This is a genomic window from Bradyrhizobium ivorense (assembly GCF_900696085.1).
In the GTDB taxonomy this organism is placed as follows: Bacteria; Pseudomonadota; Alphaproteobacteria; order Rhizobiales; family Xanthobacteraceae; genus Bradyrhizobium; species Bradyrhizobium ivorense.
In genome coordinates this window covers 444,073-459,940 of sequence record NZ_CAADFC020000028.1, presented here as the reverse complement: position 1 = coordinate 459,940, position 15,868 = coordinate 444,073, and the positions used below count along the sequence as shown (strand labels likewise).

Annotated in this window: 11 protein-coding genes; 4 read left to right on the top strand and 7 right to left on the bottom strand. The window is 64.7% G+C overall.

Going from position 1 to position 15,868, the window contains the following annotated elements:
* The first annotated feature begins 1,012 nt into the window (after positions 1 to 1,012).
* Together CI41S_RS45090 and CI41S_RS33300 are read left to right on the top strand one after the other, a co-directional pair.
* On the top strand, positions 1,013 to 4,642 hold the full coding sequence (locus CI41S_RS45090) for a S8 family serine peptidase (protein WP_172628284.1): 3,630 nt from the start codon (positions 1,013 to 1,015) through the stop codon (positions 4,640 to 4,642).
* Positions 4,643 to 4,945: 303 nt separating this feature from the next.
* Positions 4,946 to 6,685 carry a caspase family protein gene (locus tag CI41S_RS33300; protein WP_139863286.1) on the top strand — a complete coding sequence of 580 codons (1,740 nt, stop codon included), beginning with the start codon at positions 4,946 to 4,948 and terminating at the stop codon, positions 6,683 to 6,685.
* Positions 6,686 to 7,418: 733 nt separating this feature from the next.
* On the opposite strand, the gene CI41S_RS33295 is transcribed toward CI41S_RS33300, so the two are convergent.
* The 6 genes from CI41S_RS33295 to CI41S_RS33270 all read right to left on the bottom strand — a co-directional run bounded on the left by CI41S_RS33295 (position 7,419) and on the right by CI41S_RS33270 (position 13,270).
* Positions 7,419 to 8,537: a cobalamin-independent methionine synthase II family protein gene (locus CI41S_RS33295; RefSeq protein ID WP_139863285.1), complete on the bottom strand. Its 1,119-nt coding sequence runs from the start codon at positions 8,535 to 8,537 to the stop codon at positions 7,419 to 7,421.
* Between the two features lie 41 nt (positions 8,538 to 8,578).
* A complete protein-coding gene (locus CI41S_RS33290) occupies positions 8,579 to 9,295 on the bottom strand; it encodes an ABC transporter ATP-binding protein (protein WP_139863284.1) in 717 nt (238 codons plus the stop codon).
* Entirely contained in the window at positions 9,288 to 10,040 is a 753-nt protein-coding gene (locus tag CI41S_RS33285; protein WP_139863283.1) for an ABC transporter ATP-binding protein, read from the bottom strand. The genes CI41S_RS33290 and CI41S_RS33285 overlap by 8 nt, the downstream gene beginning before the upstream one ends.
* Positions 10,037 to 11,068, bottom strand: coding sequence for a branched-chain amino acid ABC transporter permease (locus CI41S_RS33280; protein ID WP_139863282.1), 1,032 nt, complete (start codon positions 11,066 to 11,068; stop codon positions 10,037 to 10,039). Before CI41S_RS33280 ends, CI41S_RS33285 begins: the two co-directional genes overlap by 4 nt.
* 7 nt (positions 11,069 to 11,075) lie before the next feature.
* A complete protein-coding gene (locus CI41S_RS33275; protein WP_139863281.1) occupies positions 11,076 to 11,945 on the bottom strand; it encodes a branched-chain amino acid ABC transporter permease in 870 nt (289 codons plus the stop codon).
* A gap of 140 nt (positions 11,946 to 12,085) precedes the next feature.
* The gene (locus CI41S_RS33270; protein WP_139485131.1) at positions 12,086 to 13,270 is read right to left on the bottom strand and encodes an ABC transporter substrate-binding protein; all 1,185 of its coding nucleotides are present in this window, start codon (positions 13,268 to 13,270) and stop codon (positions 12,086 to 12,088) included.
* 386 nt (positions 13,271 to 13,656) lie between these two features.
* Between CI41S_RS33270 and CI41S_RS33265 the strand changes: the two genes are divergently transcribed.
* On the top strand, positions 13,657 to 13,956 hold the full coding sequence (locus CI41S_RS33265; protein ID WP_172627032.1) for a hypothetical protein: 300 nt from the start codon (positions 13,657 to 13,659) through the stop codon (positions 13,954 to 13,956).
* 53 nt (positions 13,957 to 14,009) lie between these two features.
* Here the strand turns inward: CI41S_RS33265 and purU are convergent, their stop codons facing one another.
* Positions 14,010 to 14,873 (bottom strand): formyltetrahydrofolate deformylase, encoded by an 864-nt coding sequence (gene purU, locus CI41S_RS33260; RefSeq protein ID WP_139863280.1) that lies wholly within the window; start codon positions 14,871 to 14,873, stop codon positions 14,010 to 14,012.
* A 139-nt stretch (positions 14,874 to 15,012) separates the two neighbouring features.
* Here purU and CI41S_RS33255 point away from each other — a divergent pair, with 139 nt between their 5' ends.
* The gene (locus tag CI41S_RS33255) at positions 15,013 to 15,855 is read left to right on the top strand and encodes a uroporphyrinogen-III synthase (protein WP_139863279.1); all 843 of its coding nucleotides are present in this window, start codon (positions 15,013 to 15,015) and stop codon (positions 15,853 to 15,855) included.
* The last annotated feature ends 13 nt before the right edge of the window (positions 15,856 to 15,868 follow it).

Genomic DNA, 15,868 nt, shown 5'->3' with positions numbered 1-15,868 from the left:
TCAAAGATTTGTGGATGTCGGTGGGACCTGGGGGTCCGCCATCGTCAGACGGGCGGCACGCTTGCGGTATTCCAATTCACAGCATTCGCAATCATTCCACCCATCGTCGCCGTTCTTCCCGGACGCTTCCCGAAAGCCCGTCGGAGATGGTCTTAAATTCCTGACCGGCCTACTTGGCCGCCCCTCAAAAGACTCCTGTTGACGCAACTACCCTGTCTCGCCTCGTCCTCTACGGGACATCTGGCGATTTCAAAGAAACCTCGACGGAAAAGTTAACTCAAACTTAACCATGACTAGTAGGGGAAGTCCGTGCGGTCGGCAAGTTCGACCTTAGACGCTGCGCGGTCATGCGGATGTTTAGGTTAATATCCGCACCGTTTTACCGTCGGCTTATCTTTGAAGTTCGCGAGCTGTCGTGCAGTATATCTGCGCTGATCGAATATAGATTTCATCGTGTGACGCCGATCATTATGTAATACATCAATAATGGACTGCCAGTTTTACGCGTTCTGGTAGAGTTGGTCTTGCCTCGCAGCATTTAACCGCCCGTGGAATTACTGGATGCGGTGTTTGAACGCAGGGCGAAATGTTGAGCAATGTTTGCTGCACCCAATGCGAATGCGATGCTCGATTTTTGATCGCCCTCACCCGCTGCCTGTGAACGCGCTGCACCCGCGTGCTTAACATCACGCTAAGCAGCGGCGCAAAATTTTGACGTTAAGAAACGGTACTCGTCAACCATTCGTTGCTTAACGAATAGTATTGGTTTGCTGATATTCAATATTGGTCAATCTTAATCGACTGCAATTTCAAGTATTCTCTTAAGCCGCGATTCAGCAGAACTTCAGCCACAAGTTCCCTTAACTACGCGAATTAGCCTGAATTAACTGCCCCGCCCGTACATCTGGCCCCAACAAAAAGACGGGGACGGCGGATGACCACGGCAAGTAATTCTATTTTGGATACTGGGGACGTATCCGAAATAGATAGACTAGATCTTGAAATACAGTCGATGAGCTTGAGCTCGACGGCGCTTGCGACAGCATCGGCGCCGCTGCTCTGGCATCTCGGCAGCAGCGTGATTGGCGGCGCCGATTTTCTCGGCGCCTGGGCCCAGAACGACGCCAGCGGCATCGTCATCAGTGTCGTCGATGAAGGCGTGAACTACCTTCATGCCGATCTCGTGGGCAGCTACGACACCAGCATCGACTACGACCCCCGCGACAGCGGCGACAACGACGCCATGCCGGATACGGCTGCCCAGCACCATGGCACCATGGTCGCGAGCCTGATCGCCGGCAACATCAACAACAGCCTCGGCGCGGTCGGCGCGGCGCAAGGCGCGACCATCACCGGCAGCTACATGCGCTTCGGCGTGCTGTACGACCAGAACGAGCTCGCTGGCCTCGTCGCGCATCAGCAGAACTACGACGTCAGCAACAACAGCTGGGGCTTCACGGCCTCGTTCGCCGACAATTTCCAGACCGCGCCGTTTACCGCGGCGGCCGCCGCCCTGCAGGCCGACGTCGCCAACGGCCGTGATGGCCTCGGCACCGTCATGGTGTTCGCCGCCGGCAACAGCAAGATCCAGACCGCCAGCGGCAACGTCGGCGATGACGCCAACTTCCACAACTTCAGCAATTCGAGGTTCACCATCACGGTCGGCGCCCATGATCGGGATGGCACGCCCGCGGTGTTCTCGAACCCCGGCACCTCGGTCCTGCTGACGGCGCCGGGCGTCGGCCTCGTGGTCGATGACGGCAACGCCGCCGGCAGCACCAATACCAGCTACGCCTCCGGCACCTCCGCCGCCGCGCCGCTGGTCTCCAGCGCCGTCGCCCTGATGCTCGCCGCCAATCCGGATCTCGGCTATCGCGACGTGCAGGAGATTCTGGCGATCAGCGCGACCTCGCGGCTCGACGGTCATTCCACGGCGAACGGCTTCGACGGCTACAACGGCGGCGGCCTGATGTTCGACCGCAACGGCGGCTTCGGCATGCTCGACGCCAGCGCCGCCGTCGCGCTGGCGCGCAACTGGTCGTACACCTCGACCTACGCGAATGAGAAGGAGCTGGATTTCTCGTTCGCGCCGGCCAGCAACCTCGATCCCACCCAGTCGTCGCTGTCCTTCACGCTGACCCCGACCGACGCATCGATGGCGAAGTTCTCGACCAGCCGCGTCGATATCGACCTTTCGATCAGCGACGCCGACCTGAAGGATCTGCAGATCAACCTGGTCTCGCCCGACGGCACCGTCTCGGAGCTGGTGGAGAATTTGAGCCAGCTCGGCAGCAAGACCACGCTGAGCTTCACCTTCGATTCCGTGCAGTTCATGGGCGAGAACCCCTACGGCACCTGGACGCTGCAGTTATCCCATGCGACGCCGGGCGCAACCTTCGCGGTCTCCCAGGCCGACGTCCATGTCTATGGCGACGTCCGCAGCGAAGACGACACTTATTACTATACTTCGAGCTATGCAGCGCTGGCCGCCGCCGATCCGACCCGCACCCACGCGGTCGACAGCGATGGCGGCAACGACACGCTGAATTTCGCCGCCGGCGACCAGGCCGTCACGCTCGACCTGTCGGGCGCGACCGCAAGCTCGTTCCAAAATACCCCGGTGATTCTCGACGGCAGCTTCGAGAACGCCATCGGCACCATGTACAACGACGTCCTGACCGGTTCGGACGCGGCCAACAGACTGGTCGGCGATTTCGGCAATGATCTGATCTCGGGCGGCGCCGGCGACGACATCCTGCTCGGCGGCGCCGGCGACGACGTGCTGAACGGCGGCACCGGCTCGAACACGATCGACGGCGGCGCAGGCCTCGACTGGGTCGTGCTGGCGGGGGTCTGGTTCGACTACGACATCACCTACGATGCGGCCACCAGCTCGTATCACGTCGCCCATCACGGGACGTCGGATGCCGACACCATCACCAACGTCGAGGTGTTCGACTTCCTCGGGCTCGGCATCGGCTCGCAGGTCGATGCGATCGACGTCATCGAGGCCGCGCCGACGGTGGTCTCGGTGGCGGCCAGCACGTCCTCGACCGCCTTGCAGGGCGCCGCCAAGTCGATCGCGGTGGTGACCGCGGCCGACGCTAATTTGGCGCTCGGCGACCAGCTCACGTTCAGCCTGACCAATGCCGACGGCTCGGACTACCACGGCAGCTTCCACATCGCGCAGACCAGCGCGACCACGGCGGTGATCTACGCCAACGATGCTTCGGTCGACCTCGACGCCAGCGTGATCGTGAAGATCAGCGATCTGGCCGGCCACACCGTGACCCAGTCGGTGGATCTGTCGGATTTCGCTGCGCCGCCGACGGTCGGCGGTCAGGACGTCGACCCGTCGACGATCGAGACGGCGCTCGGCTCCTACACGCTTGCCGCCGACGCGCACAATCTGACCCACACCGGAAGCAGCGACTTCGTCGGCATCGGCAACGACCTCAACAACGTCATCATCGGCGGCACCGGCAACGACTACCTGATCGGCGGTATCGGCAACGACACCCTGATCGACGGCAACGGCCTCAACACGCTGCAGGGCGGCGCCGGCAACGATATCTACGCCGTGCAGTCCAACCTCGACACCGTGTTCGAGTTCGCCAATGAGGGCACCGACCAGGTGCAGACGTTCCTGACGTCCTATCATTTGTCGCCGAACGTCGAGAACCTGACCTTCATCGGCGGCAACGCCCACACCGGCATCGGCAACGAGCTCGCCAACGTCATCACCGGCAACACCGGCAATGATACGCTCGACGGCGGCCTCGGCGCCGACACGCTGATCGGCGGCGCCGGCAACGACACCTACATCGTCGACATCGCCGGCGACGTCGTGACCGAGAACGCCAACGAAGGCACCGACACGGTCAAGACCGACGCGCTGTCCAGCTACACGCTGGGCGCCAATGTCGAAAACCTGACCCACACCGGCAGCAATGATTTCGTCGGCGTCGGCAACGCGCTCGACAACACCATCATCGGCGGCACCGGCAACGACTATCTGTTCGGCGGCGATGGCAACGACACCCTGATCGACGGCAGCGGCCTCAACACGCTGCAGGGCGGCGCCGGGGACGACATCTACGCGGTGCAGTCGAACTACGACACCGTGTACGAGGTCGCCGGCGAGGGCACCGACGAGGTGCAGACCTTCCTGTCGGTCTACGGGCTGTCGGCCAATGTCGAGAATCTCACCTTCATCGGCGCCAATGCCCATACCGGCGTCGGCAACGCCGAGAACAACGTCATCGTCGGCAACGACGGCGACGATCTCTTGAACGGCATGACCGGCAACGACACGCTGACCGGCGGCGCGGGCGCCGATCTGTTCGTGTTCTCCACCGCCATTGCCGGCGGCAACAATGTCGACACGATCACCGACTTTGCCGTCAATGTCGACCGCATCGTGCTCGACCATTCGATCTTCTCCGCCATCGGCGCGACCGGCGTGCTGGCCGATGCGGCCTTCAGCTTGGGCAGCGAAACCGCGGATACGCGGATCATCTACGACAACGAGACCGGCGCGATCTCGTACGATGCGGACGGCAATGGCGCCGCCGCGGCGGTCCAGTTCGCAACCGTCGGGGCGCATCTCGGCCTGAGCGCCCACGATTTCCTGGTCCTCTGAGGCAACCGTGACAGGCCCGCGTCCTGCCGCCTCGGGCGGCAGGGGCGCTACTAGCAAATACCGAAAAACAACCCCATGCAAAGTAGCCGGCGGGCCGACGGCGACACGACAGCTTGACACGTCGGGCAAATCACCGGTATTATTCCAATATTCCGAAATTGTGCAGCGTCACCCCCGCCCCCTCGGGTGGGAAGTCGCTGGCCGACCCTCGCCGACGCGCTGATCCGGCGGCCGCCTTGAACCATCGGCCCACCGGCGGCAACAAACCCCTGGTCATCCCCCTCAAGGCCAAGGCCGAATCCGATGCGCCGCTCGATCCTGCTGCTCACCCTGCTCGCCGCCGCGCTGTGGGCGGCACCCTGCTTCGCACAATCGCGCGCGCAGCTCGGTCCGCTCTGCACGACCGAAACCACACCGGCCGACCAGATGATCAGCGCCTGCACCAAGATCGTCGGGCTCAAAGTATTTTCCGGCGAGAAGCTCGCGACCATCTACTTCTGGCGCGCGGTCGGCTGGAACAAGAAGGGCAACTATGCGCAGGTGATCGCCGATGCCACCGAGGCGATCCGCCTGCACCCCGGCGTCGCGATCTACAATCTGCGCGGCTCGGCGTATTACGACAAGGGCGAATACGACATCGCGATATCAGACTTCAACGACGCGCTGCGGATGGGGCCGCCGAGCGGCATCATCTTCCACAACCGCGGCAACGCCTATCGCAGCAAGGGCGACTACGCCAGGGCGATCGCCGACTATGACGCCGCGATCAAGGCCGGCCCGAAGTCGGCCTTCTCCTATCAGAACCGCGGCGGCTGCAAGCAGGCGCTGGGCGATCTCGACGGCGCGCTGGCCGACATCAACGAGGCGATCCGCATCGATCCGTCGCTGCCGCAGCCGCTGATCAACCGTGGCGTGATCTGGCGCGCCAAAGGCGACATCGACCGCGCGATCTCGGACATCACCGAGGCGATCCGGCTGGCCAAGGCGAAGGCACCCGCCAACATCATGACACCTCCCGGCAGCGTCCTGATCTCCGCCTACACGCAGCGCGGCCTTGCCTATGAGGCGAAGGGCGACCGCGAGCGCGCCAGGCAGGATTATGCCGCCGTGCTCGAGGGCCAGGCCTCCGATGCCGCCAGCAAGGCCAGCCAGGCCACCGCCAGGGTGCGGCTCTCGCTGCTGCAGGACGCGGCCGTCGCGCCGCCCAAGGCGGCCGCGGCGCCGGCCCGCGAGCAGGCCGGTCCAGGCGCTGCCCCGCCCGCCCAGACCGCAGAACCAGCCGCGCCCGCTGCCGCCCCGGCGGCGCAGGCGCAGGCCGCAACCAGCCGGCGGGTCGCGCTCGTGATCGGCAACGGCACTTACGCCCATGTCAAGGCGCTGCCCAATCCGCCCAACGATGCCCGCGCCATCGCCAAGTGCCTGCGCGAGATCGGCTTCACCGTGTCCGAAGGCCTCGACCTCGATCGCGACGCCATGCAGAAGACGATCCGCGACTTCCTGCGCGAGGCCACCCGCGCGCAGATCGCCGTGGTCTATTATGCCGGCCATGGCGTGCAGATCGACGGCCGCAACTACCTCGTGCCCGTCGACATCGAGTTCAAGGCCGGCGGCCGCGTCACCGACGCGATGGTCGACATGGACACGATCATGGCCGGCCTCGACGACCAGATCCGCACCAACATCCTGATCCTCGATGCTTGCCGCAACAATCCGATGGCGCCGCAGGTGGCATCCGCCGGTCCGAGCCGCGGCGTCGAGGCCGGCGCGGGCCTCGCCGCGCCCGCCTCGCTCGGCTCCGGCTCGACGCTCGGCGCCGGCACGCTGATCGCGTTTGCGACCGCGCCGGGCCAGGTGGCCCTCGACGGCGAAGGCGCCAACAGCCCGTTCTCGGCGGCGCTGTCGCGCCATGTCGGCACGCCGGGGCTCGAAGTGCAGCAGATGCTGACGCGGGTCCGCGCCGAGGTTGTGGCCGCGACCAAGGGCAAGCAGGTGCCGTGGTCGAACTCCTCGCTGCTCGGCGAGGTCTATCTGGCGGAGAAGTGACGGCGCGTTTGGCGCGAACCTCAGACGCGCAATTGCGCGTCGGGAATCTCAAGATCCTCAGGATGTCGGGTTGGTTCAACTTGCTCGATGTCATCACCCGCGAAAGCGGGTGATCCAGTATTCCAGAGGCAGTGGTGATTGAACCGAAAGGCCGCGGCGTACTGGATCGCCCGGTCCATGTGCGCAATTGCGCACAGGCCGGGCGATGACAGCGGTGGAAGGATGTCGGGTTGGTTGGTTCAACTTGCTCGATGTCATCACCCGCGAAAGCGGGTGATCCAGTATTCCAGAGGCAGTGGTGATTGAACCGAAAGGCCGCGGCGTACTGGATCGCCCGGTCAAGCCGGGCGATGACAGCGGTGGAAGGATGTCGGGTTGGTGGGTTCAACTTGTTCGGTGTCATCACCCGCGAAAGCGGGTGATCCGGTATTCCAGAGGCAGTGGTGATTGAACCGAAAGGCCGCGGCGTACTGGATCGCCCGGTCCATGTGCGCAATTGCGCACAGGCCGGGCGATGACAGCGGTGGAAGGATGTCGGGTTGGTGGGTTCAACTTGTTCGGTGTCATCACCCGCGAAAGCGGGTGATCCAGTATTCCAGAGACGGCGGTAATAGAATCGAGAGGCCGCGGCGTACTGGATCGCCCGGTCTATGTGCGCAATTGCGCACAAGCCGGGCGATGACAGCGGTGGATGAGTACAAGGCTCCGCGCGCCCCGGAATGACGCTAGCGCGTCACTTCCCCCACACCTCGTTCGCGACCTCGACGGCGAGCCGCAGCTTGGCCCACTGCTCTTCCTCGGAGAGGATGTTGCCTTCCTCGGTGGAGGCAAAGCCGCATTGTGGCGACAGCGCGAGCTGTTCGAGCGGCGCGAATTTCGCCGCCTCCTCCAGCCGCCGCTTGATGTCGTCCTTTTTCTCGAGCTCGCCGAACTTCGAGGTGATGACGCCGACCACCACGACTTTGTTGCCCTTCGGCAGGAAGCGCAGCGGCTCGAAGCCGCCGGCGCGGTCGGAATCATATTCGAGGAAGTAGCCGTCGTAATTGGTGCCGGCGAGCAGGGTCTCGGCGACCGGCTCATAGCCGCCCGACGAGATCCAGGTCGAACGGAAATTGCCGCGGCAGACATGGGTGGTGATCACCATGTCGGCGGGCCGCTCGGCGATGGCGTAGTTGATGACGCGGGCGTAGATCTCCTGCAGGCCATCAGGGTTGTCGCCGCGCTCGCGCGACTTCTGCAACTCCTCCTGCGAGCACAGATAGGCCCACACGGTGTCGTCGAACTGCAGATAGCGGCAGCCGGCGTCGTAGAACGCCTTCACCGCCTTGCGGTAGGTCTTGCCGAGGTCCTGATAGAACGCCTCGAGGTCCGGATAGACCTCCTTCGAGATCAGCTTGCGGCCGCCGCGGAAGTGCAGCACCGCCGGCGACGGGATCGTCATCTTGGCGGTGACATGGGCCTGGTCGGCGTATCTCTTCAGGAAGCGGAAGTGATCGAGCATCGGGTGGCGGTCGGGGAAGTCGAGCTTGCCGATCACCCTGATCGCATCATGCCGGGTCTGCACGCCCGCGAACTGGATGCCCATGTCGGGATGGAACAGCTCGCAGCCGGTCAGATGGCTGAGGAAGTCGAAATGCCACCAGGAGCGGCGGAACTCGCCGTCGGTCGCCAGCTTGAGGCCAAGCGAGGCCTGCTTGTGCACGACCTTCTCGATCTCCATGTCCTCGATCTTGCGCAGCTCGTCGGCCGCAATCTCGCCCTTCTCCAGCCTGGCGCGGGCTTCCTTGATCTTCGGTGGGCGCAACAGGCTGCCGACCTCGTCGGCGCGGAACGGAGGCTTGGTTCGCTGCATGGTCAACTCCCGGACGTTTCTAATGTGCGTCTAATGTGCCTCTAGTGCACCTTGGCCCCGGCGACGCCGAGATGGCGCTCCAGGACGGACGGATCGGCCTTCAGCGCGCTGCTGGCGGCATCATGCACGATCGTACCGCGCTCCAATATCACAACGCGATCGGCCAGCCCGAGAATCTTTTGTGCATTCTGCTCGACGATGATTGAGCAGATGCCGCCCGCGCGCGTGATGCTGCCGATCGCCTTTAACAGTTCCTCAACGATGATCGGCGCCAGTCCTTCGGTCGGCTCGTCGAGCAGCAGCACCTTCGGGTTCAAGGTCAGCGCGCGGCCGATCGCCAGCATCTGCTGCTCGCCGCCGGACAGCTGGTTGCCGAAATTGCCGCGGCGCTCCTTGAGCCGCGGAAACATCTCGTAGACCCGCTCGACCGTCCACGGCCCGGGCTGCGCCACCGCCGTCATGTTCTCTTCCACGGTCAGCGAGCGGAAGATGTTGCGCTCCTGCGGCACCCAGCCGATCCCGGCGCGGGCGCGCTGGTCCGGCCGCAGCGCGGTGATGTCGCGGCCGGCGAGCGCGACGCTGCCACTGAGGCGCCTGACGATGCCGACGATCGAGTTGATCAGCGTGGTCTTGCCGGTGCCGTTACGGCCGAGCAGCGCCAGCACCTGGCCCTCGGCGAGCGACAACGACATATCGGGCAGCACCACCGCCTCGCCATAGCCGGCGCGCAGGCCCTGGATCGCGAGCAGGTCAGGCATCGGCGGCCTCGCCGAGATAGACCGCCTTGACCTGCGGATCGCGCGCGACCTCGTCCGGCGCGCCTTCGGTCAACAGCCCGCCATTGACCAGCACGGAGATGCGGTCGGCGAACGAGAACACCAGGTCCATGTCGTGCTCGATCAGCAGCACGGTGACGTCGCGCGGCAGGGCTGCGACCGCGGCCAGGATATCGTGGCGCTCGCTTTCCGGCACGCCGGCGGCGGGCTCGTCGAGCAGCAGCACGCGCGGCTTGGCGGCGATCGCAACCGCGATCTCGAGCAGGCGCTGCTTGCCGTAGGGCAGCGTCGCGGTCGGCTCGGTCATCACGTCGAGCAGATGGAAGCGCGACAGGATCTCGGCGATCTCGGCATTGACGTCGTCGCGCGTCCCCATCCGCCGCCACCAGTCGCCGCCGCGGCCCATCCGCTCGGAGACTGCAAGGCCGATGGTTTCGAGCGGGGTCAGATCGGCATAGAGCTGGTTGATCTGGAAGGTGCGCGCCAGCCCGCGCAGCACCCGCTTGTGCACGGAGAGATCGGTGATGTCGCTGCCCTCGAGCAGGATGCGGCCGCTGTTCGGCCGCAGCACGCCGGTGAGCTGATTGATGACAGTGGTCTTGCCGGCGCCATTCGGCCCGATCAGCGCATGGCGGGCGCCCTGCGCTACCTTCAGCGAGAGGTCGCGGGTGACGCGAAGGCCGCCGAACGACTTTTCGAGGCTGCGCGTTTCGAGTGCGACCGTCATGACGCCTCGCTCTCGGGCACCGCAACGACCGCCTTGCGTCCGGCGAACTGCCGGATCACCAGGTTCGGCACGAACAGCACCCAGCGGTGGATGCGCGCCCGGCCGACCAGCACGATCACCACCAGCACGAGGCCGATCCAGAACAGCCAGTATTGCGGGGTGATGGTCTGGAACAGCTCCTGCAGCATCTTGAACACGACGGCGCCGATCAGGCCGCCATAGAGATAGCCGGTGCCGCCGATCACCAGCACCAGCATCAGGTCGGCGGAGCGCTCGAAGGCGAACACGTCGAGCGAGGCCAGCGCCGTGGTCTGGGTGAACAGCGCGCCGGCGATGCCGGCATAGAACGCGGCGAGCGTATAGACCGCGATCAGGCGGCGGTTGACCGGGATGCCGATCGCGGCGGCGCGCAGCGGATTGTTCCTGATGGCACGCAGCGACAGCCCGAACGGCGAATGCACCACGCGGCGCGCGAGCAGAAACAGGATGAACAGCACGATCAGCGAATAGAACAGGCCGGTCTTGCCGAACATGTCGAAGGCGAACAGCCCGAAAATCGGCTGCATCTCGATGCCTTGCAGGCCGTCGGTGCCGCCGGTGATGTTGGAGAAGCGCTCGGCGAGCGCCTCCAGCAGCAGCGCGATCCCGAGCGTCACCATCAGCCGGGTCAGGTCGACGCCGCGGATGACCAGAAAGCTGGTCAGGAAGCCGACCACCGCCGCGACGAGACCGGCGACGAGCAGCGCGATGACCGGTTCGTTGACGATGCCGTGCAGCGCCATCAGCCCGGCCGCATAGGCACCGACGCCGAAGAAGGCGGCGTGGCCGAGCGAGACGATGCCGGCATAGCCGAGGATCAAATCGAGCGACAGTGCGAACAGCGCGAGCCGCACGATGTCGGTCATGATCAGATAGCGCGACGGGAACAGCAAGGCGCAGGCCAGCACCAGCACCCAGAATGCGATCTCGCCGATCCGCCAGCGCGCGCTGGCGATGGCATGGGAGGAGACGTCTGTTAGCGCGGTCATGGCGCCCTCACCGCGCCGCCGTGCGGCCGAACAGGCCGTTCGGGCGCCAGAGCAGGATCACGATCATCACGGTGTAGATCACGAACGGCCCCATCTTCGGCACGTAATATTTGCCGGCGACATCGGCGATGCCGAGCAAGAGCGAAGCGAGGAACGGCCCGGTGATCGAGGAGGAGCCGCCGACGGTCACCACGATCAGGAAGTAGATCATGAATTTCAGCGGAAAATACGGATCGAGCCCGAGGATCTCGGCGCTCAGCGCGCCGCCGAGGCCGGCGAGCCCGCAGCCGAACGCGAAGGTGAAGGCGAACACCTGCGGCACGTTGATGCCGAGCCCGATCGCCGCGCGCGGATCGTCGACCGCGGCACGCAGCCGGCTGCCGAACCGCGTCTTGGCCAGGATCAGTTGCAGCGCCAGCGTCAGCAGGCCGCAGATCACGACGATCATCAGGCGGTAGCGGCCGATGCCGACGCCGAACAGGTCGATCTGCCCTTCCAGCGCCGCCGGCAGCTTGATGAAGACCCGCGACGATCCCATGATGTAGTCGACCGCCGCCACCGACATGAACACGAGGCCGATCGAGAACAGCACCTGGTCGAGATGGCTGCGGGTGTAGAGATGGCGGTACAGCGTGCGCTCCAGCGCGACGCCGATCGCGGCGCTGGCGACGAACGCAAGCGGCAGCGCGGCAAAGAACGGCCAGCCGGAATTGTTGACCAGCACCGCGCAGATGTAGCCGCCGGCCATCGCGAAGGCGCCATGGGCAAGATTGACGAAGTTCATCAGCCCGAGCGTCACCGCAAGCCCGCAAGCGAGCACGAACAGCAGCATGCCGTAGGCGACGCCGTCGAACAGGTTGGTGAGGACCGAGGCCATGGAGTCAGCTTAACCGAGAGGATGCGACAAGCACCACGTTACGAATATCCAGCACTCTGTCATGGTCGGGCTTGACGCAGAGGGAGCAGCGCGCCCCACGATGTGCAATTTTCACATCGGGGATGACGCGCTTTCGCGCGTCACTTCTTGGTCTTGCCGGAATCCTTGACGGCCTCGAAGGTCGCGAACTCGACATTGTAGAGTTCGCCGTCGACCTTCTCGACCTTGCGGATGTAGATGTTCTGCACGATGTCGCGGGTTTCCGGATCGATCGAGATCGGGCCGCGCGGGCTTTCCCACTTCATGCCCTTCATCGCCTCGATCAGCTTGTCGCCGCTGGTATCCCCGTTGGTCTTCTTCAGCGCCTCGTAAATCAAATGGATGCCGTCATAGCCGCCGACCGCCATGAATCCCGGACGATTGCCGAACGCCTTCTTGTAGGCGGCGACGAAGTCCTTGTTCATTTGCGAGGGATGCGCCGCGGAATACAGATGCGCCGTCACCGCGCCGAGCGCCGCATCGCCCATGCCGTTGAGCAGATCGTCGTCCATGACGTCGCCGGGCCCGATCACCTTGATGCCGCTCTTGTCGAGCCCACGTTCGGCATACTGCTTCATGAAGTTGCCGCCCTGCCCGGCCGGCACGAATACGAACATCGCGTCGGGCTTGGCGTCCTTCATGCGCTGCAGGAACGGCGCGAAGTCGGGATTGGCGAGCGGCACGCTGACCTCCTCGACGATCTCGCCGCCGCCGGCCGTGAAATGCTGCTTGAAGGACGCGAGCGCGTCCTTGCCCGGCGCGTAGTCCGAGGTCAGCGTCGCGACCTTCTTGATGCCGTTCTTGATCGCCCAGTCGCCGATGATTGTGGATGATTGCGCCAGCGTGAAGCTGGTGCGGACAATGTAAGGCGAGCGCTCGGTGATGATCGAGGTGCCGGCCGCCATCACGACTTCCGGAATCTTCGCCTGCGTCGCCAGCGGCGCCGCGGCCAGCGCGGCCGGCGTCACGCCGAAGCCCGCGATGAAATTGACCTTGTCGTTGACGATCAGTTCCTGCGCGATCCGCTTGGTGTTATCGGGCACCGCGGCGTCGTCCTTCAGGATGACTTCGATCTTCTTGCCGGCGACGGTGTCGCCATGCTGCTGCATATAGAGCTTGACGGCGTTGTCGATCTGCTTGCCGGTCGAGGCCTGGCCGCCGGTCATCGGCACGATCAGGCCGATCTTCACGGTGTCCTCCGCGCGCGCCGGCGCAGCCGCGCACAGGGCGGCGATGGAGGCCGTCGTGGCGGCCCACAGCAACATTTTACGACGATTGAAATCCATCGATGTCTCCCCCTTCCGGTCTGCTGCGGCGAACCGAGTCCCCGGCCCTTGCCCGCCATTAGCTCACATTCTCTCCGGCCAGGCCGCAAGGCGACATGGCGTCTCCCGCCGCCCCATTGTCAATCGGACGATGGGCGAGTTTCCTGCGCGAAACGGTCACCCGGCCGACGCTATGCGGTATTTTAATACCGGGATCGCGCGACGAAATCCACTGCCCATGAGAACGGATTTCGCCTGGCCAAGACTCCGCTGGCCGGAATTGACCATCGCGCGATTTGTACGTTCGTACAAACGAACCGCCGATGTCAACAAACAAGCACAATTGCAGCCGAACGGTCGCGCCCTAAATCCATCATCGTTAAAGGTTAGGACTGTATCGTTCGCCAATGCCGATCATCTCCCGCCATATTCCTGTCCTGACCGTCCTCGTGCTGGCGGCGTGCGCGCTCGGCGGATGCAGCACGGTCAACGAGAAGCTTTCGGCCGGCATGGCCGACTACATTCCGGCCTGGGCCGGCGGCCTCCCCGCCGACGCGCCGCCCCGCGCGGGCACGCCGGAATACGACGCGTTCATGAGGGAACGGGAGCGCAAGCGATTGCTGCCGGCGTCCGAGCGCGGCGATGACGCCAAGGACGCGAGCAAGCCGGCGGCATCGAGCGCGCAGGGCGCCGCCAAGCAGCAATGAGATCGGGTTGATTTCGGGTCCCGGAAAGCGTCCTGCGCTTTCCGCATCACGCCCTAGTCGACGAACACCACGGTCTTGCGGCCGTTCAGGATGACGCGGTCGGCCAAGTGATAGCGGATCGCGCGCGCCAGCACGCGGCGCTCGATGTCGCGGCCCTTGCGCACGAGATCGTCGGGCGTGTCGCGATGGCTGATGCGCTCGACGTCCTGGTCGATGATCGGGCCCTCGTCGAGATCGCGCGTGACGTAATGCGCGGTGGCGCCGATCAGCTTGACGCCGCGCTCGTGCGCCTGGTGGTAGGGCTTTGCGCCCTTGAAGCCCGGCAGGAACGAGTGATGGATGTTGATGCAGCGGCCGCTGAGCCGCGCCGACATCTCGTCGGAGAGGATCTGCATATAGCGCGCCAGCACCACGAGATCGGTCTTGGTGTCCTGCGCCAGCTGCCACACCGCGTCCTCCTGCTGGCGCTTGGTCTCCTTGGTCACCGGCAGATGGTGGAACGGGATGTCGCCGAAATCGAGCGAGCCGTAGACCTCGCGCGGGTGGTTGGAGACGATCGCGGTCGGGATCATCTCGAGCTCGCCGGTGCGCCAGCGATAGAGGATGTCGACCAGGCAGTGATCGGACTTCGACACCAGCAGCATCACCCGGCGGCGGGTGGCGCGGTCGCGCATCTGCCAGTCCATGGCAAAACGATCGGCGATCGCGGTAAAGCCGGTCTGCAGCGCCGCGAGCTCGACCGCGAGGTCGGCCGCGGTGAACACCACGCGCATGAAGAATTTGCCGGTCTCGATGTCGTCGAACTGCTGGGCGTCGAGAATGTTCTGCCCGTTATGGGCGAGGAAGGTCGAGACCGCGGAGACGATCCCCGGGCGATCCGGACAGGACAGGGTCAGAACGAATTGATGGTCGGGCATGCCAATTGACCAAAGCTTGAGCAGGAACGTGCGAAGTGGCGATTTTTTCGGCCCCGTCTAGCACCGCGCGCGCCCTTGCGCCAATCCCGCGCAAGGTTCAAATCGAACCAATGACGGCAATATTTGTTGGGACATCATCATGGCTGACCGGCTGAACGGCTACCGCATCCTGATCCTGGAGACCCGCGAGGAGGCGCAGTTCTCCCGCCTGCTCACCGAGCAGGGCGCGGACGTGCTGCAATGCCCGATGTTCACCATTCACGACGCGCCGGATCCGGCCCCGATCGAGGCCTGGATTCGCCGCGCCGTCGAGCGGCCGCTCGACGATCTCGTGCTGATGACCGGCGAAGGCCTGCGCCGTCTGATGAAGGTGGTGCGCCGGATCGGGCTGGAGGCGGAGTTCGTCGGCAACCTTGCCAAGGCGCGCAAATTCGCCCGCGGCCCCAAGCCCGGGCGAGCGCTACGTGAGATCGGGCTGGAGCCGCAGCTGACGACCGAGAAACCGACCTCGGAGGGCGTCGCCGAGATGCTGTCGAAACTCGACCTGAAGGGCCATCGCCTCGGCCTGCAGCTCTATCCGGACAAGGACCATTCGACGCTGATCGGCGCCATCACGGCGCGGGGTGCCGACGTCGACACCGTGCTGCCCTATGTCTATGACGCCGAGGCCGCCGACGCCAACATCGTCACCGCGATCGAGGAGATGGCGCAGGGCCGCATCGACGCGGTCGCGCTGACCAGCTCGGGCCAGGTCCGCCGATTGATCGATGTGGCCAAGGCGCATGGCCGCGAGGTGCAATTGCGCGATGGATTGCAGCGCACGCCGATCGCCTCGGTCGGGCCGGTGGTGTCGGACGAGCTGCAGGCCTATGGCCTGCGCACCGACATCTATCCGGCGAACGATGCGTTCTTCATGAAGCCGCTGATCTCGGCAATGGCGGCGGCGCTGGCGAAGAATCCGCCGCGGATGGCGGCGAAGTAGCCGCAACCGCCGT

What these genes read in the sequence shown, in the direction of transcription:
- CI41S_RS33270 (WP_139485131.1), bottom strand. Translation starts at nt 13,270, where the DNA reads ATGGATTTCAATCGTCGTAAAATGTTGCTGTGGGCCGCCACGACGGCC.
- CI41S_RS45090 (WP_172628284.1), top strand. Translation starts at nt 1,013, where the DNA reads ATGAGCTTGAGCTCGACGGCGCTTGCGACAGCATCGGCGCCGCTGCTC.
- CI41S_RS33275 (WP_139863281.1), bottom strand. Translation starts at nt 11,945, where the DNA reads ATGGCCTCGGTCCTCACCAACCTGTTCGACGGCGTCGCCTACGGCATG.
- CI41S_RS33265 (WP_172627032.1), top strand. Translation starts at nt 13,657, where the DNA reads ATGCCGATCATCTCCCGCCATATTCCTGTCCTGACCGTCCTCGTGCTG.
- purU (WP_139863280.1), bottom strand. Translation starts at nt 14,873, where the DNA reads ATGCCCGACCATCAATTCGTTCTGACCCTGTCCTGTCCGGATCGCCCG.
- CI41S_RS33295 (WP_139863285.1), bottom strand. Translation starts at nt 8,537, where the DNA reads ATGCAGCGAACCAAGCCTCCGTTCCGCGCCGACGAGGTCGGCAGCCTG.
- CI41S_RS33280 (WP_139863282.1), bottom strand. Translation starts at nt 11,068, where the DNA reads ATGACCGCGCTAACAGACGTCTCCTCCCATGCCATCGCCAGCGCGCGC.
- CI41S_RS33290 (WP_139863284.1), bottom strand. Translation starts at nt 9,295, where the DNA reads ATGCCTGACCTGCTCGCGATCCAGGGCCTGCGCGCCGGCTATGGCGAG.
- CI41S_RS33285 (WP_139863283.1), bottom strand. Translation starts at nt 10,040, where the DNA reads ATGACGGTCGCACTCGAAACGCGCAGCCTCGAAAAGTCGTTCGGCGGC.
- CI41S_RS33300 (WP_139863286.1), top strand. Translation starts at nt 4,946, where the DNA reads ATGCGCCGCTCGATCCTGCTGCTCACCCTGCTCGCCGCCGCGCTGTGG.
- CI41S_RS33255 (WP_139863279.1), top strand. Translation starts at nt 15,013, where the DNA reads ATGGCTGACCGGCTGAACGGCTACCGCATCCTGATCCTGGAGACCCGC.